Raw genomic sequence first — 25,583 nt, forward strand, 5'->3', positions numbered from 1 at the left:
GCTCAGTCAAAAAGTTAGATTATAAAGTGGTGCACTTTAATGAATGACGTTGCCAATTTCAAAAATAGGCAGATACATTGCGATGATTACGCCGCCGATTAAAAGCCCTACCAAAGCCATGACCAATGGTTCAATCAGATCAACGGCAATATGCATGACGACATCCAGTCGTTCATCATCCTGTTTAGCTATTTTAACGAGAATTGTCGCCAAAGTACCACTTTCTTGAGCGATCTTTAATAACTGCTGCTGTTCGAGATTAAAAAGCTCAGCAGTGACAACTGCCTGATAGAGGCTTTGCCCATGCTCAAGTGCATTCACACATCCCTTAATGCGCTTGGCAAACGCTTGGTTGGCACAAATATCTTTTGCACATTCAAAGGATTGTTTAATAGGCATACCACTTTGATAGGTTGCCGCGATAAGCGTGGTTAATTTGACCTGCTCCTTCAGTTGAATAATCGCTCCAAGCACAGGTACTCGCAATAGTGACTTGTCAAAGCGCAGTTTAAAAAGGCTGTGGCGATGATACTGATAGCGTAACACGCCAATTAGTAGCGCGAGTGAAATCAGTATTTCTAATGAATAATGGCTCAATGCTGCGAGTTTAATAATCCATTGCGTATAAATAGGCAGTGGTGTGTGTAAGCTTATAAATAATTGTGTGAATTGCGGAACAATAAATTCCAATAGAAAACTAAACATACCGATGGCCATAAGGGTAACAACGAGCGGATAACTCAGGGCTTTAATCAGTCGTCTGCGTAATTGGACTTGGCGAGTCAGATACTGTGCCAAATAGCTGCAAGTTTGTGGCAGCTGGCCAGATTGCTCGGCGGTATAAAGAAGCTGCTGCTCAAGGTGAGTAAAATGCCCGCTTTGTGCTAATGACTCAGAAAGCGATGCCCCTTGAGACATTGTGTGATGTAAGAAGCTTAAAACTGCCGTAAGGTGTGGGTTGCTGGCGCTATTGAGCATTAATGTAAGAGTCTGTTTAACGGATAATCCAGCGCTTAGTGAATTAGCTAACTGCTCAATGATCTGATGGCGCTTGTTTAATGAGAGCTTGCGCGCATAAGCTTGAGCGAATATACGAGGTAACTTGCGCATTTTGAGCAAGCTGATTTGACGCTGCTCAAGCTGTTCAATTAATGCATATTGCGAGTTGGCAATATGCATGCCGCGACAGGCTTGCCCGTTTTGATTGATCCCCTGCCAGTAAAAACAGTCGAGATTATTCGCCAGCATGGCCTAAAACCCGTAAAACTTCTGCTTTTGTAGTGATCCCTTGATGAATATATTCATAGGATTGTTGATGCAACGTGCGCATCCCTTGTTGGTGAGCAACTTGCTCTAACTCATCTAATGGCAGCTGGTTATTAATGGCGTGACGGATGGCTGAATTAAATGAGAGCAGTTCAAAAACACCAATGCGCCCATGATAGCCATCATGACAATCTCGACAGCCCTGCGGTTGATAATGGCCATCACTGGTTTTAATTCGACATTTAGGGCAGAGTTTACGCAGTAATCGCTGCGCGATAATCAGTTGCAATGATTCGCTAATTTGATGGTAACTCAGCCCTAATTGGTGCAATCGCTCGATGGATTCTAATGCGCTGTTGGTATGCAGAGTTGATAATACTCGGTGGCCTGTTTGGGCTGCATGCCACGCCATTTCAAGCGTTTGTTGATCACGAATTTCGCCGACCATTAGAATATCTGGATCTTGGCGAAGTAAAGCGCGTAACACGCTTTGAAATGTCAGTTGTGCGGCAGGATTTATCGCGACTTGATTGACTCCGGATAGCTCTATCTCAACCGGGTCTTCGACACTGGCAATATTGACACTTGGATGATTCAGATGAGATAACGCGGCGTATAAAGTGCGGGTTTTGCCTGAACCAGTGGGTCCGGTGACGATAATTAATCCGCTGGGCTGGTTTAGGTGATGATACACGCAGTTTAGCTGCGCTTCATCCATACCCAGCTGAGATAATGATAGATGCTGCTGATCGCTGCCTAACAAACGCAGAACAACTTTTTCACCATGAATGGTTGGTAAGGTGCTTACGCGAATATCCAAAGGCTGTTCTTGGTCTTGGGGAAGGTTAAGACGCCCATCCTGAGGATGCATTTTCTGAGCAATATCAAGATTGGCATTCATTTTAAGCCAACTAACAATGCGAGGACCTTGCTCGGGGGCAAATCGATAATAATGCTGCAGTAGGCCATCAATTCGTGCTCGAACGCGATAACCTTGGTGGCTTGGTTCAAAATGTAGGTCTGAGATACCACTGACACTGGCCTGGTAAATTAACTGAGAAAGCTCAATAGCAATATTGTTATCAGGACTTTCAGGCGCAGATGGCGCTGCTTTGGAAGAAACAACAGTCTCACTTAACTGCGCAAGCTGTGTCTCAAGCCAGCTGGGATGGACGACTAGCGGTTCGATTTCTTGCTGCGTTAAGGCTGCTAATTCATCAATGAGCAATTGATCCTCACAATCAATTAATCCCACCTGCAATACGCCAGCATAGTGGCTGGTGAGAATAACCTGAAAATCAAGCAGATGATGTAGCTTTAATTGCCCTGGCAAAGTGGTGATTTGATGAGGTAAATCGCAAGCGGCTAAGAGGCTGCGCTGACATGCGGCCTGATAGAGCTGTTGTTCTTCGACACAGTGCTGCTTAACTAAAGTGAGAAGCCAACGTTGGCGTCGATTGGGATAATGAGTTTTTAGCCGAGCAAGCAAATTTTTCGCTGAATCACTGCAACAAACCTCATCGCAAAGTGGCTCTGCCATTAGCACCATCCAAGTTCTACACAGGTACCCGTGCGCTGCCAACTGACAATGCCGGTATCTTCATCAAAAGTGCCAGTTAAGATATAGTTCACTGGCTGATTGTCGTCAGTGGTGAGATCTTTGGCATCAGCAGTCACCGTATAGGCGTTAGTGTCGTGGCTAATCGTTAAGGAATTAAGCTGGGAGTTTTCATCAGTGTTTTCGCTGACGTTGTAGCTATCAGTTGCTGTCATACAGGGATTGTCATCGCTGCTATCTTCTAGCTCATCGACACTATGGCTTTGCATACAAATTTCAAGTGCTGTTTTAACCGGTTCGGTGGCGTTAATCACCGAGCTAAAACGGGCCTGATTCATATAGTTTTGGTAAACCGGCATGGCCATCGTGGCTAATACTGCAATGATGGCAAGCGTTATCATCAACTCAATGAGTGTAAAACCACTCTGTTTAGTTTTTGTGTGAGGGCGAGGCATCGTTAAAAAATCATTTATTGATATTTATATTAATAATGCACTTGTCTAAGTCACGATTCAATATGCCAGCAAGTATTTATTGATGATTAGGTAATTAAAGGATAATGACTGAATATAGTGGGATAACAGAAGGTAGTTTATGCAAACGACTAAATATCTGGTAAATCAAAAAAATGCTGAGCATTGGCTGAGCGGTGTTCGTCATACCCCAAGCCCTTTTTATAATGAGCGTCCAGAGCCCGATGATATTTCACTTTTGGTCATTCATTGTATCAGTTTGCCAAGAGGGCATTATCGCAATGGCATGATACGAAAACTATTTACCAGCGGTGTTCCCAGTGGCATTCATCCAGAACTTGATGATGTAAGCGATCTTAAGGTTTCTGCGCATATTGTGATTGACCGTAAAGGGCAAATTGAACAGTTTGTCCCGCTTAATAAAAGAGCCTGGCATGCTGGTGTTTCGCAATATAATGGCCGTAATAACTGTAATGATTTTGCGATAGGTATTGAACTGGAAGGAACCGATGATAGTGATTTTTGTCCGGCCCAATATCGTGCTTTGGTTGCATTAACCACCGTGATTATGCAGACTTACCCGCGCATTAGCCTTGATCGTATTGTCGGTCATAGCACGATAGCCGCTGGTCGAAAAACCGATCCAGGCAGCGGTTTTAACTGGTCGCAATATCTGGCTTTGATACAGCAACCACCAACTGAAGTTTAAAATCATAAGGAGAATGAGGGATGTCCCTGATTGCTTTGATTATTGCTCTGTTGCTGGAGCGAACTCGGCACAGTCAGTCACGCTGGGTGTTTCATGAATTATGTGAACACTGGTATCACTGGTTACCGTGCCGTCATAATTGGAGTTGGTTGTTATTCGGTTTTGCTCTGCCAACGATCATCCTGGTTGCGGTGCAGTGGTTTATTCAAGGCTGGTTGTTTGGGTTGCTCTCATTAATTTGGTGGATTGTCTTGCCTCTGTTAGTGTTAGGATGCCCTCAACTGCAACGCGCTTTTCGTGATTATTTGCGCCAAGGTTGTATGGCTCCGCAATTAGCAAGCCAGCATTTTAATGAAACTTTAGCGCGATTCTTCCCCGGTTGCCTCAATCATCCTATCGACTCACAGTCTCAAACTGGCTTATTTATGTGTTGGATTAACTTTCGCTACTATTTTGCCATTGTCTTCTGGTTTGCCATAGGTGGGCCAGCGCTGGCGGTGGGGTATGGATTGTTACGTGCGCTTGAGCAATGGTCGATTGATCATCCAGAGCAAGGCTGTACTCATAGCGTTGTAAGTCGGTTTATGTTTGTTATCGACTGGGTTCCTAGTCGGTTATGTGCGTTAAGTTATGTATTAACTTATAGTAGTGCAGCTGGGTTTAAAATCTGGTTGGCTAGCTTAAGCTCTTCTAAGCGCAATCATGGTTATTGGCTTGCTCAAATTGCTCGTGAATGCATTCGTGCTCAAACGCAAACTAAAACCAATACCGAACATGCGATGGCCATGATGCAATTATTAAAAAGCAGTATGTTGGTCACTTTAGCGGTCGTTGCGTTATTTACCATTTATGGTTGGTTAATTTAGTTAACTGTGTGAAGTGTCTTTTGCCTTCAGCTACGATAGGTTACAAGCTGATGTGAGATGCTTCACAAAAATTTAGCATTTTTTATACCTCTCAAAAACCTCATTTACAGTGTTATTGTGATTGCACTTTGTTTATTGTTTCAATGTTAAATTGATGTTTTATTTCATTGAAAAAACAATGTTTTCTCCTTATTAACTAAAAACTTTTTCGGTTTTATTTTTCAACATTTCTTTATTTTTTAATGCATTATCCATAGTTTGATCAAGGTCAAAACCACTGGACTTCACCAGCACGTTTTGTTAACGTGCCCGCTGTAAATTGGTATTACCAATAGAGATTTGCCAGTGACTTATCCAAAGGTCAAACATCCAAAATTATCTGATCTGATTGTCCAGAGTCTGGAAACTATGATTCTGGAAGGAAGCTTTCGACCTGGTCAACGGTTACCCGCTGAACGAGAACTGGCTCGACAATTTGATGTCTCAAGGCCTTCTTTGCGTGAAGCCATTCAAAAATTGGAAGCCAAAGGCCTTGTTATTCGAAAACAAGGGGGAGGCACCTACGTGCAGCAAGATTTGCGCGAAGGATTAACCGATCCGCTTTTTAAATTGCTTTCTGACCATCGCGAAGGCCAATTAGACTTACTTGAGTTCCGACATGCTTTCGAAGGTATTGCTGCGTATTACGCGGCTTTGCGCGGGACAGAGGCTGATTTCGAACAGATTAATAATTGTCACGCTCATATTGCCATGGCTCAAAGCCAAGGTGATGTCGAGGCTGAATCAGAAGCGGTAATGGATTTTTACGAAGCGATAGCCAACGCTTCGCACAATATGGTGTTTTTGCACTTAATTCGTGGCTTGCGGCCCCTACTTTTGCAAAACATCCTGCACAATTTCAAAATTTTGTACACCCGTACAACTGTCGCTGCAAAGATTACTCAGCATCGACAATTGTTACTTAATGCAATTGTACAAAGACAGCCGGCGCAGGCGCGTGATGCCTCGTATCAACACCTCGCCTTTATTGAAGAAACGCTGTTAGATATCGGACGCGAATCCAGCCGGATTGAACGATCTCTGCGGCGTTCAGAACAAAGTTGAATTCGTACCGGATAAAAAACCGGAAGTTAGAATAACTTAAAACTATCTTTAAGATAGCTTAACGATTGAGGAATATGCCATGTCAGATCTTCTGCAACATGATGTGGATCCACTTGAGACCAATGAATGGATTGACGCGATTGAATCAGTCATTCGTGAAGAAGGAATTGAGCGGGCCCAGTACCTAATTGAACAGGTATTGCATCAAGCCAGTATTGAGGGTGTTTCGGCCGCTGGTGGTCCAGCCGTAACCGATTACATCAACTCGATTGCCTTAAAAGATCAGCCTGACTATCCGGGCGATCTGGAACTGGAACGTAAAATCCAGGCAATTATTCGCTGGAACGCAGTAATGATTGTTTTGCGGGCGTCGAAAAAAGACTTAGAGCTGGGTGGCCACATGGCTTCATTCCAGTCGGCTGCAGCGATTTACGAAACTTGTTTTAACCATTTCTTCCGTGCTCCTAACGACAAAGATGGTGGCGATCTGGTTTACTATCAGGGCCACATCTCTCCTGGGATCTATTCTCGCGCTTTCGTTGAAGGTCGTTTGAGTGCTGACCAGCTGGATCACTTCCGTCAGGAAGTTGAAGGTAAAGGTCTGCCATCTTATCCTCATCCTAAATTGCTTCCTGAATTCTGGCAGTTCCCAACCGTTTCTATGGGGCTTGCGCCACTATCATCTATCTATCAGGCTCGTTTCTTAAAATATATCACCAACCGTGGATTGAAAGACTGCTCTGAACAGCATGTCTATGCATTCTTAGGTGATGGTGAGATGGATGAGGCAGAATCACGCGGTGCAATTGCATTTGCTGCTCGTGAAAAACTCGACAACTTAACCTTCGTCATTAACTGTAACTTGCAGCGTTTGGACGGACCGGTTTCTGGTAACAGCAAAATTGTTCAAGAATTAGAAGGGCAGTTTAAAGGTTCTGGCTGGAACGTTGTTAAAGTGCTTTGGGGTAGCGAATGGGATGACCTGCTTTCTCGCGATACTTCAGGCAAACTGATTCAGTTGATGAACGAAACCATCGACGGTGATTACCAGACTCTGTCTTCAAAAGACGGCGCTTATATGCGCGAGCATTTCTTCGGTAAATATCCAGAAACTGCTGCGTTGGTTAAAGATCTCTCTGATGAGCAGATTTATAACCTGCATCGTGGTGGTCATGATGTTCGTAAAGTCTATGCAGCGTTTGCCAATGCTAAAGCGACCAAAGGTCAGCCAACCGTTATCTTAGCATCAACCATTAAAGGTTATGGTATGGGCGATGCGGCCGAAGGTAAAAACATTGCGCACCAGGTGAAAAAAATGAACATGACTTCGGTTATGCACCTGCGCGATCGTTTAGGGCTTGATATCGATGACGAGAAAGTTAAAGAACTGCCTTATCTGACTATCGAAGAAGGCACTGCTGAGTATAAATATCTGCACGCTCGGCGCGATGCACTGCACGGTTATACGCCGCAGCGCCTGCGCAATTTCACCAAAGAGCTGCCAATTCCTGCTCTGGATGACTTTAGCTCGTTGTTGCAAGAGCAGAAAAAAGATATCTCGACAACGATTGGTTTCGTTCGAGCTTTGAACGTTCTGTTGAAAAACAAAGGCCTTAAAGAGCACATCGTGCCAATTATTGCCGATGAAGCACGTACCTTTGGTATGGAAGGTCTGTTCCGTCAGATTGGTATCTACAACCCAGGTGGTCAGCAATATACGCCGCAAGACCGCGAACAGGTTGCATACTATAAAGAAGATGTGAAAGGTCAGGTTCTGCAAGAAGGGATCAACGAAGCGGGTGCTATGGCAAGTTGGGTTGCTGCGGCAACTTCATACTCAAGCAATGACCTGCCAATGATTCCGTTTTATATCTACTATTCAATGTTCGGTTTCCAACGTGTTGGTGACCTTGCGTGGATGGCAGGCGATCAGCAGGCTCGCGGCTTCTTGTTAGGCGGTACAGCCGGTCGTACAACCCTGAACGGGGAAGGCTTGCAACATGAAGATGGTCATAGCCACATTCTTTCTAGCACCATTCCAAACTGTGTTTCATATGACCCAAGTTTTGCGTATGAAGTCGCTGTTATCATGCAGGATGGTTTACGCCGGATGTATGGCGATCAGGAAAATGTTTACTATTACCTGACTCTGATGAATGAAAACTATCATCAGCCAGCGATGCCTGAAGGTGCTGAAGAAGGTATCCGTAAAGGTATTTATAAACTTGAAGATTACAGCGGTGACAAAGCGAAAGTCCAGCTGTTAGGTTCAGGTACCATCATGCTGCAGGTGCGTGAAGCTGCGAAAATTCTTAGCGAAGAATATGGTATTGCAAGTGACGTGTTCAGCGTAACTTCATTTACTGAACTGGCTCGTGACGGTCAAGAAGCAGAACGCTTTAACATGCTGCATCCAACTGACGAACCTCGTCAGGCATACATCAGCTCTGTTCTGGATAACTTGCCAACTATCGCTTCAACTGACTATGTCAAAGCATTTGGCGAACAGGTTCGTCATTATGTTCCAGGTCCATACCGCGTATTGGGTACTGATGGCTTTGGACGCAGTGACAGCCGTGACAATTTACGTCGTCATTTTGAAGTGAACGCAAGCTATGTTGTTGTTGCAACACTGCATCAACTGGCTGAACAGGGTCAAATCGATAAAAGCGTGGTTGCGCAGGCAATTACTAAATACGGTATCGATGCAGACAAGATTAACCCTCTACACGCTTAATTGAAGGTTTTAAATAATGGCAATTGAAATTAATGTACCTGACATCGGCGATGATGAAGTTGAAGTCACTGAAATCATGGTTAAAGTTGGTGACAAAATTGAAGCAGAGCAGTCACTGATCACCGTTGAAGGCGATAAAGCGTCAATGGAAGTTCCAGCGCCTCACGCTGGTGTGGTTAAAGAGATTAAAATATCTGAAGGCGATAAAGTTAAAACTGGCTCGTTTATCATGATATTTGAAGAAGAGGCCGGTGAAACTGCAGCTCCTGCAGCAGAAGCTGCCCCTGCAGCGGCACCAGCCGCTGCGACTGCAACATTAGAAGTAAACGTTCCAGATATCGGCGATGATGAAGTTGAAGTCACTGAAGTCATGGTTCAAGTGGGTGACAAAGTTGAAGCTGAACAGTCACTAATCACCGTTGAAGGCGATAAAGCGTCAATGGAAGTTCCAGCGCCGTTTGCCGGAACTGTGAAAGAAATTAAAGTAGCTTTAAACGATAAAGTTAAAACTGGCTCGTTTATCATGGTATTTGAAGCTGAAGGCGCAGCACCAGCGGCTCCAGCTGCAGAAGCAGCCCCTGCGGCAGCACCAGCTGCATCAGCGGTAAAAGATGTTCACGTTCCAGATATCGGCGGCGATGAAGTAGACGTCACTGAAGTCATGGTGAAAGTGGGTGATAAAGTTGAAGCTGAACAGTCACTGATTACCGTTGAAGGCGATAAAGCGTCAATGGAAGTTCCAGCGCCATTTGCCGGAACAGTGAAAGAAATTAAAATATCTGAAGGCGATAAAGTCTCAACTGGCTCTTTAATTATGGTCTTTGAAGTGGAAGGCGCAGCCCCTGCTGCCGCTCCTGCTGCGAGTGCACCAAAAGCTGAAGAAAAAGCTGCTGCACCAAAAGCTAGCGCCAGCGCACCTGCAAAAGCGGATGGTTTTGTCGAAAATACAGCCTATGTTCATGCTTCTCCAGTCGTTCGTCGCCTGGCCCGTGAATTTGGTTTAAACCTTGAGAAAATCAAAGCAACTGGTCGCAAAGGTCGCATCACTAAAGAAGATGTCCAAAGTTATGTGAAAGATGCGGTAAGCCGCGCTGAATCAGGTCGCACTGGTGGCAGCGGTATGGATGTTTTGGCATGGCCAAAAGTTGACTTCACTAAATTTGGTGAAGTTGAAGAGAAACCTCTGTCACGCATTCAGAAAATCTCTGGTCCAAACCTGCATCGTAACTGGGTGAAAATCCCTCATGTGACTCAGTTTGAAGAAGCTGACATCACTGATATGGAAGCGTTCCGTAAAGCTGAAAACCAAGTTGTTGCTAAAAAAGACCTCGGCTTTAAGATCACTCCGCTGGTATTTATGATGAAAGCTGCTGCTAAAGCACTGGAACTTCATCCTAAATTTAATGCTTCGCTCTCTGATGATGAGCAGAGCCTGATCATGAAGAAATATATCAACATCGGTATTGCGGTTGATACTCCAAATGGTCTGGTTGTACCCGTTGTTCGCGATGTGAACAAAAAAGGCATCTATGAGTTATCTCGTGAGCTGACTGAGATCTCTAAGAAAGCTCGTGGTGGTAAACTGACTTCATCTGATATGCAAGGTGGCTGCTTTACTATCTCAAGCTTGGGTGGTATCGGTGGTACGCAGTTCACTCCAATTGTGAATGCACCTGAAGTTGCTATTCTTGGGGTTTCTCGTAGTGCGATGAAACCAGTCTGGAACGGCAGTGAATTTGCACCACGACTGATGTTGCCACTGGCATTGTCTTATGACCACCGTGTCATTGATGGTGCTGATGGAGCACGTTTCATTACTACTATCAGCAGTACGCTCAGCGATCTGCGTAAATTGGTTCTGTAATTAGTAGTTAAAAAGCCGGAGAAGTTTCTCCGGCTTTTAAATCAAATCATCGCATTGTGAGCCAATAAGTTCTCAATATGCAGGTGATTCGTTACACTCTTATAACGCGGAGTCGGTCAATGAGCATAAAACCGACAGTTATTATTCCCGAGAGGTTATTAACCCATGAGTAACGAGATTAAAGCCCAAGTAGTCGTGCTGGGTGCTGGACCCGCAGGATATTCTGCAGCATTCCGCGCGGCAGACTTAGGTTTAGAAACCGTGATCGTCGAGCGCTATAGCACCTTAGGTGGTGTTTGTCTGAACGTTGGCTGTATTCCTTCTAAAGCGCTCTTACACGTAGCTAAAGTTATTGAAGAAGCCAAATCTTTGGCAGCCCACGGGGTTGTCTTTGGTGAACCAACCACTGATATTGAAAAAATTCGTGGCTGGAAAGAAAAAGTAATCGGTCAGCTGACTGGTGGCTTAAGCGGCATGGCCAAACAGCGTAAAGTTACCGTTGTTAATGGTCTGGCGAAATTTACTGGCCCGAATTCATTAGCTGTTGAAGGTGAAGACGGAACGACCGTTGTAAACTTTGACAATGCGATTATTGCCGCTGGTTCTCGCCCAGTTCAACTGCCATTTATTCCACACAACGATGAGCGTGTTTGGGATTCAACTGATGCTTTGGAGCTTAAAGAAGTTCCTGAAAAATTGCTGGTGTTAGGTGGTGGTATTATCGGCCTAGAAATGGGAACGGTATACAGCTCACTCGGTAGTAACATTGATGTGGTTGAATTTGCCGATCAGTTAGTTCCTGCAGCCGATAAAGATGTTGTTAAAGTCTTTACCAAACGTGTTGAGTCTAAATTCAACATCATGCTGGAAACCAAAGTGGTTGCTGTTGAAGCGAAAAAAGACGGTCTGTATGTGAGCTTTGAAGGTAAACAAGCTCCAGATGCACCTGTTCGCTACGATGCAGTATTGGTTGCTGTTGGTCGTGTGCCAAATGGTCTGGCGATTGATGCAGATAAAGCTGGCGTGAATGTGACCGAACGTGGCTTTATCGAAGTTGATAAACAGATGCGCACGAACATTCCACATATTTATGCGATTGGCGATATCGTTGGTCAACCTATGTTGGCGCATAAAGGTGTGCATGAAGGTCATGTTGCGGCTGAAGTTATCGCCGGCAAAAAACATTACTTTGATCCGAAAGTCATTCCAAGTATTGCTTACACTGAGCCAGAAATCGCTTGGGTCGGTATGACTGAAAAAGAAGCTAAAGCTGCTGGTATCGCGTTTGAAACGGCATTGTTCCCATGGGCTGCTTCAGGCCGTGCGATTGCTTCTGATTGCTCTGATGGTATGACTAAACTGATTTTCGACAAGCAATCTAACCGCGTAATTGGTGGTGCGATTGTCGGAACTAACGGTGGAGAACTGTTAGGTGAAATTGGTCTGGCGATTGAAATGGGCTGTGATGCTGAAGATATCGCTCTGACTATCCATGCGCATCCAACGTTGCATGAATCAATTGGTTTGGCCGCTGAAGTCTTTGAAGGTTCAATTACTGACCTGCCAAACAAAAAAGCGAAAAAGAAAAAATAACGATTTTTCGAACTCGCTCATCTAAGCCCTAGCCTTGTGCTGGGGCTTTTTTTTGAGCTGAATGTTAGCTGCTTCTCTTTTTAACACATAATAAACCAATAAAATAAAACACTGTTTTAATAATTTGAGGGATTATGATGAAGTGGAAACAATTAACTTTGGCCGCTTGCTGTGTTAGCTGGCTGGGATGCGCAAGCGCCGCTAGTAGTGATTATCAGACCGAAGCGTTAACCAAAGGGATGCTCCCGAGCTTTTATCCGGCGCTCAAAGCGCAGTTAACTTATCCAATGTCCTACTTGAGCGGCAATTATAAAAGTTTTGCCAAGTGGAAAGTGGTTGCTCGTAAAAAACTGCGAGCCTCCCTGCTTACGCCAGATTCTCATCGTGCGTTTGATGCAAAAATCATAGATAAAGTCGACCGAGGCAGTTACTGGGGATATAAAATTGCCTTTAATCTAACGGATGAAAGCCGTGTCCTAGGGTTGATGCTGGTACCGAAAACCAAAGGCAAACATGCCGCTGCAATTTTGTTGCATGATCACGGTGCCAAATTTGATATCGGCAAAGAGAAGATGATCAAGCCTTGGGGAGATGAGAAAAAGCTAGCTTCCGCGGTGGCATGGTCTAAAAAATACTTTACCGGACAGTTTGTCGGGGATGCGATGGCCAAACGCGGCTATGTTGTTTTATGCGTTGATGCGCTAGGTTGGGGCGATCGCGGCCCAATGAACTATGAGCAGCAACAGGCGCTAGCGAGCAACATGTTTAATTTAGGGCGATCGCTGGCGGGGAATATGGCATACGAAGATATGCGCGCTTTTGACTTTTTACGCTCGCGCCCTGAAGTGGACTCGAAACGAGTCGCAATTGTTGGGTTCTCGATGGGAGCATATCGTGCTTGGCAACTTGCTGCACTTCGGCCACAAGCGGTGGCGACCGTTGTTGATTCATGGATGGGAACCTATCAAGGGTTGATGGTGCCAGGAAATAACGTTCTTCGTGGGCAAAGCTCTTTTTATATGTTGCACCCAGGGCTTGCTAAATGGATGGATATTCCTGATGAAGCAGCAATCTATGCGCCTAAACCAATGCTAATTTTTAATGGTGGTAAAGATCATCTCTTTCCTGAAGCGGCTGTTAAAGATGCCTATGCAAAACTGCATAAGATCTGGAACAGCCAAAATGCTGGTAGCAACTTAACGACGCGGACCTGGCCTGATCTTGGACACGTGTTTTATGCAAAAGAACAGACGGTTGCATATAACTGGCTAAAAAAATGGACACATCCAGAAAAAGTCATTCATTAATAATTAGGGGCTGTATCTGAGGGTGGTTGATTCAGCGTTAAACGTTCTTTGTGGCCAATCACGGTACAATGTTTAGCTTGGCTAAATTCATCTCAGATGGCTTAAAAACTAATCATAAAAAGCTCAATTGCCCCTGGTTAAAAGGCCAGTTAAGTGGCCTTTTAACTTACCTTTTTTGCTCTCGATATCCATATCATCAGCGGCTATAATTCGACAACTTGTTGAATTTATGTTACTGATGGCTATCTTTCCAATGTCTATTGACCTTCTCGCAGTTAGATACTTAAATATTCAAAGTTAAAAATAATCTGATTGCCAGGGCCATTAACGACCATAATTAAATGCTATGGAAGCGATTAAGGAGCAAGTCGTGTTAGAAACTTATCGAGATCATGTAAAGGAGCGAGCCGCTTTGGGGATTGTCCCAAAACCGCTGTCTGCCGAACAAACTGTTGAGCTAGTTAAACTATTAAAAAAACCAATTAAGGGTGAAGAAGATTTTCTGCTCGACTTGCTAGAAAACCGCATTCCACCGGGTGTTGATGAAGCGGCTTATGTAAAAGCTGGTTTTTTAGCAGCCGTGGCTAAGGGTGAAGAAAGCTCACCTTTAGTTTCCTCGCAAAAGGCTACTGAATTGTTAGGCACGATGCAGGGCGGCTATAACATTGAGCCGCTGATTAGCCTGCTAGATGATGAGCAATTAGCTCCGATTGCCGCTAAAGCTCTATCGCACACGCTGCTGATGTTTGATGCGTTTTATGATGTTGAAGAAAAAGCTAAAGCAGGGCACGTTTACGCCAAACAAGTGATGCAAAGCTGGGCTGATGCTGAGTGGTTTTTGCAGCGTCCAAAATTAGAAGAAAAAATCACGCTGAGCGTTTTTAAAGTTTCGGGTGAAACGAACACCGACGATCTATCTCCAGCGCCTGATGCTTGGTCGCGTCCGGACATTCCACTGCATGCATTAGCCATGTTGAAAAACCCGCGTGATGGTATTGAACCAGACGAACCGGGTAAAGTTGGACCGATTAAACTGATTGAATCCCTCAAAGCCAAAGGTCATCCGGTTGCTTATGTTGGCGATGTGGTTGGGACTGGTTCATCGCGAAAATCAGCGACAAACTCGGTGTTGTGGTTGATGGGTGAAGATATTCCAAATGTGCCAAATAAGCGCGCTGGTGGTTATGTCTTTGGCGGTAAGATTGCCCCTATTTTCTTCAATACGATGGAAGATTCTGGTGCGCTGCCAATTGAGTTCGATGTTGCGAACCTCAATACGGGCGATGTTATTGATATCTATCCATATCAAGGCAAAGTGACCGTTCATGATAGTGATGAACAGCTAGCAAGCTTTGAGCTCAAAACCGATATTATTTTAGATGAAGTACGCGCAGGTGGTCGTATTCCGTTGATTATTGGTCGAGGTCTGACTGACCGCGCGCGTGAGTCCTTAGGTTTGCCTCTGTCTGATGTGTTCCGCAGGCCAAAACCAAGTAAGGCATCAACCAAAGGCTTTACTTTAGCTCAGAAAATCGTGGGTAAAGCGTGTGGTGTCGCTGGAGTTCGTCCGGACCAATATTGCGAACCGAAAATGACGACCGTTGGCTCTCAAGATACGACTGGCCCAATGACCCGTGATGAGCTTAAAGATTTAGCATGTTTGGGCTTTACAGCTGATTTAACGATGCAGTCATTTTGTCATACTGCTGCGTATCCAAAACCTGTGGACGTTGAAACGCATCATACACTGCCTGATTTTATTATGAATCGTGGTGGGGTTGCACTTCGCCCGGGCGATGGGATTATTCACTCTTGGCTGAACCGAATGCTGCTGCCTGATACTGTCGGTACTGGGGGCGATTCACATACTCGTTTTCCGCTTGGGATCTCTTTCCCGGCGGGTTCTGGCTTAGTGGCTTTTGCCGCTGCCACTGGGGTGATGCCTCTTGATATGCCTGAGTCTATTTTGGTTCGATTTAAAGGTGAGATGCAACCTGGCATTACGCTGCGAGATCTGGTGCATGCTATCCCTTATCAAGCTATTCAAGATGGGTTATTAACGGTTGAAAAACGTGGTAAGAAAAACGCTTTTTCTGGCCGGATTATTGAGATTGAAGGTCTGCCTAAACTTAAAGTTGAGCAGGCATTTGAGCTGTCTGATGCAACGGCTGAGCGCTCTGCTGCGGGTTGTACCATTAAGCTTGATAAAGAGCCGATTATCGAATATCTCAACTCCAATATTGTGATGCTCAAATGGATGATTGCCGAAGGCTATGGCGATCGCCGCACCATCGAGCGCCGGATCCAAGCGATGGAAGCATTCATTGCCGATCCTAAGTTGATGGAAGCTGACAGTGATGCTGAATATGCTGAAGTGGTTGAAATCGACCTTAACCAAATCAAAGAGCCAATTTTATGTGCGCCAAACGATCCTGATGATGCACGCTTATTGAGCGAAGTCACTGGTGAGCATATTGATGAGGTCTTTATCGGTTCTTGCATGACCAATATTGGTCACTTCCGTGCCGCTGGTAAATTGCTCGATAATTATCAGGGGGCATTGCCTACTCGTTTGTGGGTTGCGCCGCCCACCAAAATGGATCAAAAACAGCTGATTGCCGAAGGTTACTATGGCATTTTTGGCCGAGTTGGTGCACGCACTGAAATCCCAGGTTGTTCATTATGTATGGGGAACCAAGCTCGAGTTGCTAGCAATTCAACCGTTGTTTCCACATCGACTCGAAACTTTCCAAACCGTTTAGGTGATGGTGCAAACGTCTATCTGGCTTCGGCAGAGCTTGCCTCTGTTGCTGCTATTTTAGGGCATTTACCAAGTGTTGATGAATACCTTGAATATGCAGCAAAAATTAATACGACTGCGGCTGATACGTATCGTTATCTTAACTTCGATAAGCTTAGCGAATACACTAATATCGCCAAAGATGTGATCATCCAAAAAGCAGTTTAACGAAAAGTTTGCCATAGGATGAAAAGCCAGCTGCAAAGCTGGCTTTTTTGCTACTTGCCAGTAAGACTCGCTCGCGATAAAGTGCTGCGCTTTGAACAGCGATAAAAAGTCATGGATATTGAGTTAACTTATCTTGATGACGGCTCTTTTAGCATTGATTGTGGGGATGAACATCGTCCGTTGGCAATGTGGTTAGAACAAAGCTGGCAGGATCAAAGCTTTCAACAACAATTGCGCCAAAGCCGGATGGTTGCATTATTGCCGATGACCATACGTGGCATTGAGTTTTCAGCTCAAATCGATGCTGACGAGGTAATTATTTACGCCCATGGTAGCGAGCAGGCGGAACCTGTCGATGATAATGGAGATTCTCTGGTTGCACTGGATGTTGAAGCTCACTGCGGCTATGATGATTATATTCACCTGCTAGATTACCTAAATTAAATACAAACAGGATCAATAAGTTATTTTACGTTTTTGAGAGCTATTCAAACAAAATAACCAATTTGGTGCAATTGGGAATGGAAAATGCACTAAAATAATGCATATTTTGGGGTGGATTCTATTATCCTATTTTAACCATATGATTTTAAATAAATTTATATTGTTGGCATGAGAGTTGTTTAGCTATCTCAAGGATTACAACAAGAATTTGACTCGGAGGAAGGTCAGATGAAACTCGTTAGTGCAATTATAAAACCTTTTAAACTTGATGACGTCCGTGAAGCCATCGCTGAAGTGGGTGTTGAAGGATTAACTGTATCTGAAGTAAAAGGCTTTGGACGCCAGAAAGGCCATACCGAGCTCTATCGTGGTGCGGAATATCAAGTTGATTTTTTACCTAAAGTAAAACTTGAAATTGCGGCTCAAGATGATGACGTTGATCGCATTATCGAAGCAATCACTAGTGCGGCTTATACTGGTAAAATTGGTGATGGTAAAATCTTTGTTCATGAACTGACCCACGTCGTACGTATTCGTACTGGGGAAGTCGACGACGAAGCAATTTAAGTAATTTTGCCCCCTCCCTTCGTGTCGTGGCAGACACTAGTCCGCCTCTTAAATTTAGAGGCGGTCTGTGCTGATGTGGCTACGAGTGCTGTTAGCTGTTAAACGCAAAGGGAGCTGAACTTTGTTCGAATAGTTCTTTGATTGAATCTTGTAATTGGCCTATATCCATTTCCTGTGTAGGTGTGATGAATATGGTGTCATCCCCGGCAATCGTTCCTAAAATCCCTTCAGCTTTACCCAGAGAATCAAGTAGCCGTGCTATTAGTTGTGCCGCTCCAGGGCTTGTTTGAATAACGATCAAGGCATCATTATGATCGATTTCCATCACTAAATTTTTTAATGGGCTGGTCGCGGTTGGAACACCTAATTCAGCAGGAAGGCAGTAAACCATTTCCATTTTGGCATTGCGTGTGCGCACGGCGCCAAATTTAGATAACATACGCGAAACTTTCGATTGATTGATATTATCAAACCCCAATTCTTGTAGGGCCGTCACAATTTCTGCCTGAGAGCCAAAACGCTCTTCTTTTAGTAAAGCTTTAAATGCTTGAATGAGGTATTCTTGTCGGTCTGAATTCGTCTTCATGAGTTCGACTCTTAAAACTGGTTACGGCTCAAGTTTACTGGGTTAGCCTCTGATTTCAACTTTATACAGCAAATTTGCATATTCATTCAACAATTATTCAAAAATTACTTTCGTCTTTGCCAGAATTGGGATGCTTGTTAAGATGTCTGCCAAATAATATAAATCCCAAATTTAAATTTAGTTGATAGGGTCTAAGTTGTGGTTGTGATGTACAAGCGTCAGTTGTTTAAAATACTAATCTCGTTAGCCATGCTTACGATTTTCCTCCCGTTTGGGGCCAGAGCTAATAGCGATGTTATTCAATTTGCAACCGAAGCTTCTTATCCTCCATTTGAATCACTCAATTCAGAGAAACATTTTGTTGGGTTTGATATCGATTTAGCCAAGGCTCTGTGTGAGCAGATGAAAGCTCACTGCGTCTTTACCGATCAACCTTTTGATAGCTTATTGGCTAGCATTGAATTTGGGCGCTATGATGCAGCAATTTCAGCTATAGATATCACGCCAAAACGGGAAAAACGGGTGGCTTTTAGCCAACCCTATTTATTAAACGGTGCGGTGTTTGTCGTCCCTGATGGTCAATACCACTCGTATAGTCAGCTTTTTTCTAAAGTGATTGCCGTGCAAAATGGCACCTCTGAACAACAATATCTTCTAGATCGATACGTCCGCCATGGGGCTGTCGTTGTGCCTTATACGAGCTATCAAATGGCACTCAATGATCTGGTTAAAAATAAGGTCGATAGCGTTTTTGTTGATGAAGCTGTTGCGGCTCTATGGTTAAAAACACATCCTCACTACGCAATGCTTGAGCCCATTACCAATAAAGATTACTTCGGTGCAGGCTTAGCTATTGCAATTAGTAAAGACAATTCTCACTTAAAGCAACGCCTTAATGATGCCCTTGCAATTATTCGTAAAAATGGCACGTATAAAAAAATCTATCGCAAATATTTTGCAGATAGTCCTGCTGATGTCGCTACGGGTGATTAATTGTTCTGATTGAATGCTCTGATTATTGAAATCCGCTCGTGATCCTGACAACAATTTGCCTGAAATAGTGGTTGGTTTTTGGAATTTTGTGCTAATTGTTTCTGTAGTCCTTGCAATTTCTGCACGGATTTAACAGGGGACGATGAATATGAAAGTTGCTGTGCTGGGCGCCGCTGGCGGTATCGGTCAGGCATTATCTTTAATGCTGAAAAACAGACTTCCAAAACATAGTCATTTAGCACTCTATGACATTGCACCGATGACGCCAGGAGTCGCTGTCGATTTAAGTCATATTCCAACAGATGTGGATATTATAGGTTTTAGCGGCACTGACCCTACGCCTGCGTTGGTGAATGCCGATGTGGTGATGATAAGTGCCGGTGTGGCCCGTAAACCGGGGATGGATCGAGCGGATTTATTTCATATCAATGCCGAGATCATTAAAGGCATTATGGAGAAAATTGCGGCTGTTTGTCCAAAAGCCTGTATTGGAATTATTACTAATCCTGTCAATTCAATGGTTCCTGTTGCTAAGGAAGTATTAAGCGCTAAAGGCGTTTATGATCGCGACAAGTTATTTGGTGTGACTACATTAGATGTAACTCGCGCTAAAACGTTTGTTGGACAGTGCAAAAAAATTGACCCAACGCCACTTCGCATCCCTGTTATTGGTGGCCACAGTGGGGTGACTATTTTGCCGTTACTCTCGCAGTTAGGGCTTGATTTTTCAGATAGCGAAATTGAAAAACTGACCGACCGGATTCGTAACGCTGGCACTGAAGTGGTGGATGCTAAAGCTGGTGGTGGTTCTGCGACGCTATCAATGGGACAAGCTGCAGGTGCATTTTGTTTGAAATTAGTCGATGCACTATTGGGCAAGGCTGATTTACAGTTGTGTGCCTATGTGGATGATGGCGGTCAGTATGCAGGCTTTTTTGCGATGCCAGTATTACTTGGACGCAACGGTATTGAAAAAATACTGCCCATTGGCCCGCTTAGTGACTATGAACAACAACAGTTTGACCAAATGTTACCAATTTTAAAATCGGAAATTGAACAGGCCAAACAGCTTTAATTTAACCAAGTCAAAACAAGCCAGTCAGAATTAAAGTTCTAACTGGCTATAGTTTTGTCATATTTGGCCGATAGAATCGTTAGGTAATATTTTCATGAGTTTGTCATGCGTTTACATGTGAATCTAATCGGTCTTGTTGGTTTGCTGGTTTCCTTCAGCTGTCTAGCTGCGACAACAGGTAGCAGTGCGTTGCCTAATATGAGCGGCCCAGAGGTTAATTCGCCAGAGCCTGCGGATCCTAAAAGCGCCCAAGATGATGCGCCATACAAACCGTTGCAGGCTGTGCAAATTTATTCTCAGGATGAGCTATTAGATCTCATCAATAAAAATCAGCATTTAGCGCGAGTAAAAGCAGATCGTTGTCAGCTTAATCAAGATATTGAGCTTAGAGCTGAAAAGCTTGAATTGCCTGCTTATCAGTTTTTATGGGGCGATATGTTAGCGTGGGGCGTGTGTGTGCCACGCGATGCCAAACTTGGGATTCATTATATGTGGCAGGCCGCTCAACAGGGATTGCCTGCCGCGTTAGAACAACTCGGCCGTTATTATGCGCATGGCACGTTGGTTCAGGCTAATCCTGAGCGAGCGGTCCAATTACTCAGAGAATCAGCCAGTTTAGGATTTTTAAAAGCCAAGTTAGAGTACGTAAATTTATTGGTACAAGGCTACGGAAGTCCGTATGATTATAAACAAGCTTATCAATGGTTGTATAATTCGATTATTGCCGATAAAAAACAACATAAACAGGCCACAATGTTGCTTTTATCGTTAGCTCAGAAAATGCCACCAGGTGTGGTTGCCCAAGTGCAGGACAGCCGACCTGAACCATAATAATAACATTGCTAATCGAGGCTTAGTTTTACAAAACTAGCCTCCGGGCCAGATTAGCTATACCATACTCTCATTGCTCGCCTATTTTTTGCGAGATTATAAAAGGTTAGAATTTATGCCCAACGACGACAATCATGTCGATATCCCGTCTGAATTAGTCGCTTTTATCAAGCAGCAAGATGCTCCAGTTTCTTCTACATTTCTATGTAACCAGTTTTCACTGGCTGAACCAGATTTAAAATCCCACTTAAAATCGTTATGTCAGCAAGGGCTGATAGCTTCAACACGCAAAGGCGAATATACCTTGCCAGAGCGTCTTGGATTAGTCGTGGGGGATGTCATCGGCCACCGTGATGGCTATGGCTTTTTACGCTGCGCGGATAAAGGCAATGATCTGTTTATTCCTGCCAATAAGTTTGGCGGCGCGATGCATGGTGATCGCGTCTTAGCAGCACCTGGACCGGTTGATAAAAAAGGACGCCAAGAAGCTCGGGTTTTGCGAGTTCTGCAGCCGGGTCAACAAGAGATTGTTGGACGCTTTTTTAAAGAGCGATCAGGGTCGTTTATCGTTCCTGATGACAGCCGTTTTAATTTTGATGTTTGGGTCGATGACTCTGCCACATTAGGAGCCCGCCAAGGTCAGGTCGTTGTGGCTAAGCTGATTCGGGGAAGTAAAAGCGATCCGGTTGTTCGGGCTCAGATTATCGAAGTTCTGGGCGAGCAGATGGACCCTGGCATCGAAGTCGAAGTGGCGCTGCGCAACTATGATATTCCGCACTCTTGGCCCGATGATGTAACAAAACAGCTGGCCGGTATCGGTGAGCAATTAAGTGAAAAAGACTATCAGAATCGAGTCGATTTACGCCAATTACCGTTGGTCACAATTGATGGCGAAGATGCCCGAGATTTTGATGATGCAGTTTATTGTGAGCGTAAAAAGTCCGGCGGTTGGCGCTTATGGGTCGCGATTGCTGATGTCTCTTATTATGTCCGCCATGGCAGCGGCTTGGATAATGAAGCGTTTGAGCGCGGAACTTCGGTCTATTTCCCTGATCAGGTGATCCCCATGTTACCTGAGAAACTGTCGAATGGTTTGTGCTCGCTGAACCCTGATGTTGACCGGGCTTGTTTAGTTGCTGAGATGACTATCTCTGAAGCAGGGCGATTGTCTGGGTATAAATTTTACCCTGCGGTGATGCACTCTCATGCCCGGCTTACCTATAACAAAGTCGCAGCAATTTTAGATGGTGATGAACTGCTTCAAGAGCGCTATCAGGCGCAAGTGCCGCATCTAAGACAATTACATCGATTGTATTTGGCTTTAAAACAAGCGCGCTCTGAGCGTGGTGGTATTGAGCTTGAAACGGAAGAAGTCCGCTTTATTTTCAATGCCCAGCGAAAAATCGAACAGATTGTGCCGCTCAAACGCAACGATGCACACAAGATGATCGAAGAGTGCATGATTCAAGCGAACGTTGCAGCTGCAAAATTTGTTGAAAAACATAAAGCTCCGATTTTATTTCGTGTTCATGATAAACCGAGCACCGAACGGCTTAACAACTTTAGAAGTTTTCTAAATGAGCTGGGATTAACCTTAACTGGCGGTGATGAAGCCGAGCCTAAAGATTACTTTGCGCTGGTGGAACAAATTGTTGAACGTGAAGATAAAGATCTGATTCAAACGATGTTGCTGCGCTCGATGATGCAAGCGGTCTATCAGCCCGATAATATTGGACACTTTGGGTTAGCGCTTAAAAGCTATGCGCATTTTACTTCGCCGATTCGTCGTTATCCTGACTTATTGCTGCACCGAGTCATTAAATATTTATTGGCCAAAGAGCAGGCAAATCCGAAACATCGTTGGACGCCCAATGGCGGTTATCTGTATAAAATTGAAGAGATGGATAACTTCGGTGAACATTGCTCAATGGCTGAGCGCCGCGCTGATGAAGCCACGCGTTCGGTGAGCGATAAACTCAAATGTGAGTTTATGCTTGATCATGTTGGCGAAGTTCGCAGCGGCAAAGTCGCAGCGGTGACTAATTTTGGACTGTTCATCCGTTTAGATGAGCTGCATATTGATGGATTGGTGCATATCAGTAATTTGGGGCGCGATTACTTTGAATACGATAATGCGCGCCAGAGCTTAGTCGGCCGGGCAAGTGGTATCCGTTATCGAATTGGTGATTCTCTTCAAGTGAAGGTCGCCAGTGTCAATATGGATGATAGTAAAATTGATTTGATGTTAGCTTCAGGCGACAATGCTGGTGCATCGGGTAAAACTCGTCGTAAAGCCACTAAAAAGGCTCCGATTGCTGAAGCGGAAATATCGCAGGATAAGCCTAAATCGAGTAAATCGAAAAAGAAAAAGGCGCCGCCTAAAGCTGTAGAAGCGAAACCCAAACGCAAGAAAAAACGTAAAAGTCGGCCTGGTAAAAAAGAACGGGCCAAATTGAAAAGTGCATCGAAGTCTTAAATTATGAGCCGTCCATATTATGTATACGGCCTGCATGCTGTGCAGGCTATTTTAGAGCACAACCCTGAGCGAGTGATCGATTTAGCCCTGTTGCAAGGGCGTGATGATGAGCGCATGCAACAGATTTTATCGTTATCTAAAAAGATGGGATTGAGCATCCAGCGAATGAATCGCAAAGCGCTTGATGAGCGTGCAGGCGATCCGCACCATCAAGGTGTGGTTGCCCGCGTTAAAGAAGCTAAGAATTATACAGAGCATGACTTGTCAGCGCTGATTCAAGAAAATCCTAGCCCGCTTTTCTTGGTTCTCGATGGAGTAACAGATCCTCATAATTTGGGTGCGTGTTTGCGAAATGCTGACGCAGCCGGTGCATGCGCGGTCATTGTGCCTAAAGATAAATCAGCGCAGCTTAGTGCAACCGTTCGAAAAGTTGCGGTAGGAGCTGCTGAAACAGTGCCTTTAGTAAGTGTTACTAACCTCGCTCGTACGCTTAAGCAGTTGCAAAAAGAGGGCGTTTGGGTTGTTGGCACCGCTGGCGAAGCGCAGCAGTTAATCTATGATTGCAAACTTAATGGCGCTTTGGCGCTGGTGATGGGAGCTGAAGGCAAAGGCATGCGCCGTCTAACTCGCGATACTTGCGATGAACTGGTTAAGTTGCCCATGGCTGGCAGTGTATCGAGCCTTAATGTCTCTGTTGCGGCAGGTATCTGTTTGTTTGAGGCTGTGCGTCAGCGCCGCGGCTAAACGTTGTTGATAGCGAGCCATTTTTTTGCTCGCTATCAAAACTCGTTTATGAGTGAATCTTTATTAATCGAAGCAATATAATAGCCCCTAATAATATTGCCTCTAGAAATACACCAATTGCACCGATAATGCCTGGCAAGCTTTGTGGTGCAGGGATGGGGCATTTCAAAGCCAAAAACCACCAATAATTAATCCGTCCCAAAGAGCCTAAAAACATTCGAGGATAACTGTCTCGGTGTTATTGATTAGATGTGATCATGAGATATTAACGGGCTTAAAATTTTTCGTTTTATGATATCCCTCCACAGCGGTTGATATTTGCCAATAATCGATTGCACATAAAGCGGCAATTGTGTAAAATCTTCGCCCTCAAAACAGTTACTTCATATTAGTTCCTTGCCTCCACGCGTTTGACTGTACGCAGAGAGAGGCTGTAACCCGTAAGGAGCAATCATGCGTCATTACGAAATCGTATTCATGGTCCATCCGGATCAGAGCGAACAAGTTCCAGGTATGATCGACCGTTATAAAGGCATTATTGAAGGCCAAAACGGTATTATTCACCGCTTGGAAGATTGGGGTCGTCGTCAACTGGCTTACCCAATTGAAAAACTGCACAAAGCACACTATGTTCTGTTGAACATCGAAGCGACTGCAGAAGTAGTTGAAGAGTTGGAAAGCGCATTTCGTTTCAACGATGCCGTTATCCGTAACATGATCATGCGTAAAAAACACGCTGAAACTGAAGCATCTCCAATTGCTAAAGCAAGAGAAGATCGCCCAGCTCGTCGTGACCATCGCGATGATGCTTCACGTTCTCAATCAGATGATTCTGAAGAGAATGAAGAGCAGAGCGAAGCAGCTGAGTAATAACGGTTGTGGAAAACTCTTTGGTAATTGTTGGCTCGCTTACTAAAGCCCCACGTTATCGTAAGAGTCCGAGCGGCATTGAGCATTGCCAATTTTGGCTAAGCCACCGTTCCCAACAAACCGAAGCTGGATTACTTCGCTCAGCCCAATGCTTTATCGCAGTTGTGGCAAGCGGCGAGCAATTTAGCAAGCAATTACTCCCGTTAGAAATGGGGTGCACAGTGCGCGTTAGCGGTTTTTTACAAACCCAACGCTCTAGAAACGGTGAATCAAAGCTGGTTCTGCATGCCCAACACATAGAATTGTTATCTTGAGGATAAACTTATGGCACGCTTTTTCCGTCGTCGTAAATTCTGCCGTTTTTCGGCTGAAGGCGTAGTTGAAATCGATTATAAAGATATCGCTACTTTAAAAAACTACATCACTGAAAGTGGTAAAATTGTACCTAGTCGTATTACTGGTACTAGCGCTAAATATCAGCGCCAACTGGCACGTGCTATCAAACGTGCTCGTTACCTGGCTCTGCTGCCTTACACTGACTTACACAAGTAA

At 44.5% G+C, this 25,583-nt stretch carries 22 protein-coding genes; 18 read left to right on the top strand and 4 right to left on the bottom strand.

The annotated features are described in order from the left end of the window. Positions 1-36: 36 nt before the first annotated feature. From ABTQ23_RS12470 to ABTQ23_RS12480, 3 genes are read right to left on the bottom strand one after another with little or no spacing between them, the layout of a single operon-like run. Positions 37-1,248, bottom strand: coding sequence for a type II secretion system F family protein (locus ABTQ23_RS12470; protein ID WP_408616069.1), 1,212 nt, complete (start codon positions 1,246-1,248; stop codon positions 37-39). Further along, positions 1,235-2,806 (bottom strand): GspE/PulE family protein, encoded by a 1,572-nt coding sequence (locus tag ABTQ23_RS12475; RefSeq protein WP_408616070.1) that lies wholly within the window; start codon positions 2,804-2,806, stop codon positions 1,235-1,237. Before ABTQ23_RS12475 ends, ABTQ23_RS12470 begins: the two co-directional genes overlap by 14 nt. After that, positions 2,806-3,279, bottom strand: a complete 474-nt coding sequence (locus ABTQ23_RS12480) for a pilin (RefSeq protein WP_408616071.1) — start codon at positions 3,277-3,279, stop codon at positions 2,806-2,808. Before ABTQ23_RS12480 ends, ABTQ23_RS12475 begins: the two co-directional genes overlap by 1 nt. A gap of 139 nt (positions 3,280-3,418) precedes the next feature. Between ABTQ23_RS12480 and ampD the strand changes: the two genes are divergently transcribed. The 10 genes from ampD to glnK all read left to right on the top strand — a co-directional run bounded on the left by ampD (position 3,419) and on the right by glnK (position 17,456). After that, the gene (gene ampD, locus ABTQ23_RS12485; protein ID WP_408616072.1) at positions 3,419-4,006 is read left to right on the top strand and encodes a 1,6-anhydro-N-acetylmuramyl-L-alanine amidase AmpD; all 588 of its coding nucleotides are present in this window, start codon (positions 3,419-3,421) and stop codon (positions 4,004-4,006) included. A 20-nt stretch (positions 4,007-4,026) separates the two neighbouring features. Then, positions 4,027-4,872 carry a regulatory signaling modulator protein AmpE gene (gene ampE, locus ABTQ23_RS12490; protein WP_408616073.1) on the top strand — a complete coding sequence of 282 codons (846 nt, stop codon included), beginning with the start codon at positions 4,027-4,029 and terminating at the stop codon, positions 4,870-4,872. Between the two features lie 345 nt (positions 4,873-5,217). Further along, positions 5,218-5,976 (top strand): pyruvate dehydrogenase complex transcriptional repressor PdhR, encoded by a 759-nt coding sequence (gene pdhR, locus ABTQ23_RS12495; RefSeq protein WP_408616074.1) that lies wholly within the window; start codon positions 5,218-5,220, stop codon positions 5,974-5,976. Positions 5,977-6,055: 79 nt separating this feature from the next. Further along, the gene (gene aceE, locus ABTQ23_RS12500; RefSeq protein ID WP_408616075.1) at positions 6,056-8,713 is read left to right on the top strand and encodes a pyruvate dehydrogenase (acetyl-transferring), homodimeric type; all 2,658 of its coding nucleotides are present in this window, start codon (positions 6,056-6,058) and stop codon (positions 8,711-8,713) included. Positions 8,714-8,729: 16 nt separating this feature from the next. Beyond that, complete coding sequence (aceF, locus tag ABTQ23_RS12505; RefSeq protein WP_408616076.1) at positions 8,730-10,577, top strand: pyruvate dehydrogenase complex dihydrolipoyllysine-residue acetyltransferase; 1,848 nt, start codon at positions 8,730-8,732, stop codon at positions 10,575-10,577. A 165-nt stretch (positions 10,578-10,742) separates the two neighbouring features. Next, positions 10,743-12,170 carry a dihydrolipoyl dehydrogenase gene (lpdA, locus tag ABTQ23_RS12510; protein ID WP_408616077.1) on the top strand — a complete coding sequence of 476 codons (1,428 nt, stop codon included), beginning with the start codon at positions 10,743-10,745 and terminating at the stop codon, positions 12,168-12,170. A gap of 137 nt (positions 12,171-12,307) precedes the next feature. Further along, positions 12,308-13,477 (top strand): dienelactone hydrolase family protein, encoded by a 1,170-nt coding sequence (locus tag ABTQ23_RS12515; protein ID WP_408616165.1) that lies wholly within the window; start codon positions 12,308-12,310, stop codon positions 13,475-13,477. A 370-nt stretch (positions 13,478-13,847) separates the two neighbouring features. Then, the gene (acnB, locus tag ABTQ23_RS12520; RefSeq protein ID WP_408616078.1) at positions 13,848-16,445 is read left to right on the top strand and encodes a bifunctional aconitate hydratase 2/2-methylisocitrate dehydratase; all 2,598 of its coding nucleotides are present in this window, start codon (positions 13,848-13,850) and stop codon (positions 16,443-16,445) included. Between the two features lie 111 nt (positions 16,446-16,556). Further along, a complete protein-coding gene (locus tag ABTQ23_RS12525; protein WP_408616079.1) occupies positions 16,557-16,889 on the top strand; it encodes a YacL family protein in 333 nt (110 codons plus the stop codon). A gap of 228 nt (positions 16,890-17,117) precedes the next feature. After that, positions 17,118-17,456 (top strand): P-II family nitrogen regulator, encoded by a 339-nt coding sequence (gene glnK, locus ABTQ23_RS12530; RefSeq protein WP_408616080.1) that lies wholly within the window; start codon positions 17,118-17,120, stop codon positions 17,454-17,456. Positions 17,457-17,547: 91 nt separating this feature from the next. Here glnK and argR read toward each other — a convergent pair whose 3' ends face one another. Further along, a complete protein-coding gene (argR, locus tag ABTQ23_RS12535; protein ID WP_408616081.1) occupies positions 17,548-18,042 on the bottom strand; it encodes a transcriptional regulator ArgR in 495 nt (164 codons plus the stop codon). A gap of 207 nt (positions 18,043-18,249) precedes the next feature. Between argR and ABTQ23_RS12540 the strand changes: the two genes are divergently transcribed. The 8 genes from ABTQ23_RS12540 to rpsR all read left to right on the top strand — a co-directional run bounded on the left by ABTQ23_RS12540 (position 18,250) and on the right by rpsR (position 25,583). Beyond that, the gene (locus tag ABTQ23_RS12540; protein WP_408616166.1) at positions 18,250-19,035 is read left to right on the top strand and encodes a transporter substrate-binding domain-containing protein; all 786 of its coding nucleotides are present in this window, start codon (positions 18,250-18,252) and stop codon (positions 19,033-19,035) included. A 148-nt stretch (positions 19,036-19,183) separates the two neighbouring features. Beyond that, positions 19,184-20,110: a malate dehydrogenase gene (gene mdh / locus ABTQ23_RS12545; protein ID WP_408616082.1), complete on the top strand. Its 927-nt coding sequence runs from the start codon at positions 19,184-19,186 to the stop codon at positions 20,108-20,110. Between the two features lie 105 nt (positions 20,111-20,215). Next, positions 20,216-20,941 (top strand): tetratricopeptide repeat protein, encoded by a 726-nt coding sequence (locus ABTQ23_RS12550; protein WP_408616083.1) that lies wholly within the window; start codon positions 20,216-20,218, stop codon positions 20,939-20,941. Between the two features lie 115 nt (positions 20,942-21,056). Further along, positions 21,057-23,417 (top strand): ribonuclease R, encoded by a 2,361-nt coding sequence (gene rnr / locus ABTQ23_RS12555; RefSeq protein ID WP_408616084.1) that lies wholly within the window; start codon positions 21,057-21,059, stop codon positions 23,415-23,417. Positions 23,418-23,420: 3 nt separating this feature from the next. Continuing rightward, positions 23,421-24,161, top strand: a complete 741-nt coding sequence (gene rlmB, locus ABTQ23_RS12560) for a 23S rRNA (guanosine(2251)-2'-O)-methyltransferase RlmB (protein WP_408616085.1) — start codon at positions 23,421-23,423, stop codon at positions 24,159-24,161. Positions 24,162-24,614: 453 nt separating this feature from the next. Then, positions 24,615-25,031 carry a 30S ribosomal protein S6 gene (gene rpsF / locus ABTQ23_RS12565; RefSeq protein WP_408616086.1) on the top strand — a complete coding sequence of 139 codons (417 nt, stop codon included), beginning with the start codon at positions 24,615-24,617 and terminating at the stop codon, positions 25,029-25,031. An 8-nt stretch (positions 25,032-25,039) separates the two neighbouring features. Continuing rightward, complete coding sequence (gene priB / locus ABTQ23_RS12570) at positions 25,040-25,345, top strand: primosomal replication protein N (protein WP_408616087.1); 306 nt, start codon at positions 25,040-25,042, stop codon at positions 25,343-25,345. A gap of 10 nt (positions 25,346-25,355) precedes the next feature. Then, on the top strand, positions 25,356-25,583 hold the full coding sequence (gene rpsR, locus ABTQ23_RS12575; protein WP_408616088.1) for a 30S ribosomal protein S18: 228 nt from the start codon (positions 25,356-25,358) through the stop codon (positions 25,581-25,583).

It is taken from the genome of Celerinatantimonas sediminis (genome assembly GCF_046054195.1).
In the GTDB taxonomy this organism is placed as follows: domain Bacteria; phylum Pseudomonadota; class Gammaproteobacteria; order Enterobacterales; family Celerinatantimonadaceae; genus Celerinatantimonas.

Coding starts and splice junctions, on each gene's coding strand:
- ABTQ23_RS12480 (WP_408616071.1), bottom strand. CDS start 3,279: ATGCCTCGCCCTCACACAAAAACTAAACAGAGTGGTTTTACACTCATT.
- aceF (WP_408616076.1), top strand. CDS start 8,730: ATGGCAATTGAAATTAATGTACCTGACATCGGCGATGATGAAGTTGAA.
- ABTQ23_RS12470 (WP_408616069.1), bottom strand. CDS start 1,248: ATGCTGGCGAATAATCTCGACTGTTTTTACTGGCAGGGGATCAATCAA.
- ABTQ23_RS12525 (WP_408616079.1), top strand. CDS start 16,557: ATGGATATTGAGTTAACTTATCTTGATGACGGCTCTTTTAGCATTGAT.
- ampE (WP_408616073.1), top strand. CDS start 4,027: ATGTCCCTGATTGCTTTGATTATTGCTCTGTTGCTGGAGCGAACTCGG.
- ABTQ23_RS12475 (WP_408616070.1), bottom strand. CDS start 2,806: ATGGCAGAGCCACTTTGCGATGAGGTTTGTTGCAGTGATTCAGCGAAA.
- argR (WP_408616081.1), bottom strand. CDS start 18,042: ATGAAGACGAATTCAGACCGACAAGAATACCTCATTCAAGCATTTAAA.
- mdh (WP_408616082.1), top strand. CDS start 19,184: ATGAAAGTTGCTGTGCTGGGCGCCGCTGGCGGTATCGGTCAGGCATTA.
- rnr (WP_408616084.1), top strand. CDS start 21,057: ATGCCCAACGACGACAATCATGTCGATATCCCGTCTGAATTAGTCGCT.
- rpsR (WP_408616088.1), top strand. CDS start 25,356: ATGGCACGCTTTTTCCGTCGTCGTAAATTCTGCCGTTTTTCGGCTGAA.
- aceE (WP_408616075.1), top strand. CDS start 6,056: ATGTCAGATCTTCTGCAACATGATGTGGATCCACTTGAGACCAATGAA.
- rlmB (WP_408616085.1), top strand. CDS start 23,421: ATGAGCCGTCCATATTATGTATACGGCCTGCATGCTGTGCAGGCTATT.
- ABTQ23_RS12515 (WP_408616165.1), top strand. CDS start 12,308: ATGAAGTGGAAACAATTAACTTTGGCCGCTTGCTGTGTTAGCTGGCTG.
- ABTQ23_RS12540 (WP_408616166.1), top strand. CDS start 18,250: ATGTACAAGCGTCAGTTGTTTAAAATACTAATCTCGTTAGCCATGCTT.
- rpsF (WP_408616086.1), top strand. CDS start 24,615: ATGCGTCATTACGAAATCGTATTCATGGTCCATCCGGATCAGAGCGAA.
- ABTQ23_RS12550 (WP_408616083.1), top strand. CDS start 20,216: ATGCGTTTACATGTGAATCTAATCGGTCTTGTTGGTTTGCTGGTTTCC.
- ampD (WP_408616072.1), top strand. CDS start 3,419: ATGCAAACGACTAAATATCTGGTAAATCAAAAAAATGCTGAGCATTGG.
- lpdA (WP_408616077.1), top strand. CDS start 10,743: ATGAGTAACGAGATTAAAGCCCAAGTAGTCGTGCTGGGTGCTGGACCC.
- glnK (WP_408616080.1), top strand. CDS start 17,118: ATGAAACTCGTTAGTGCAATTATAAAACCTTTTAAACTTGATGACGTC.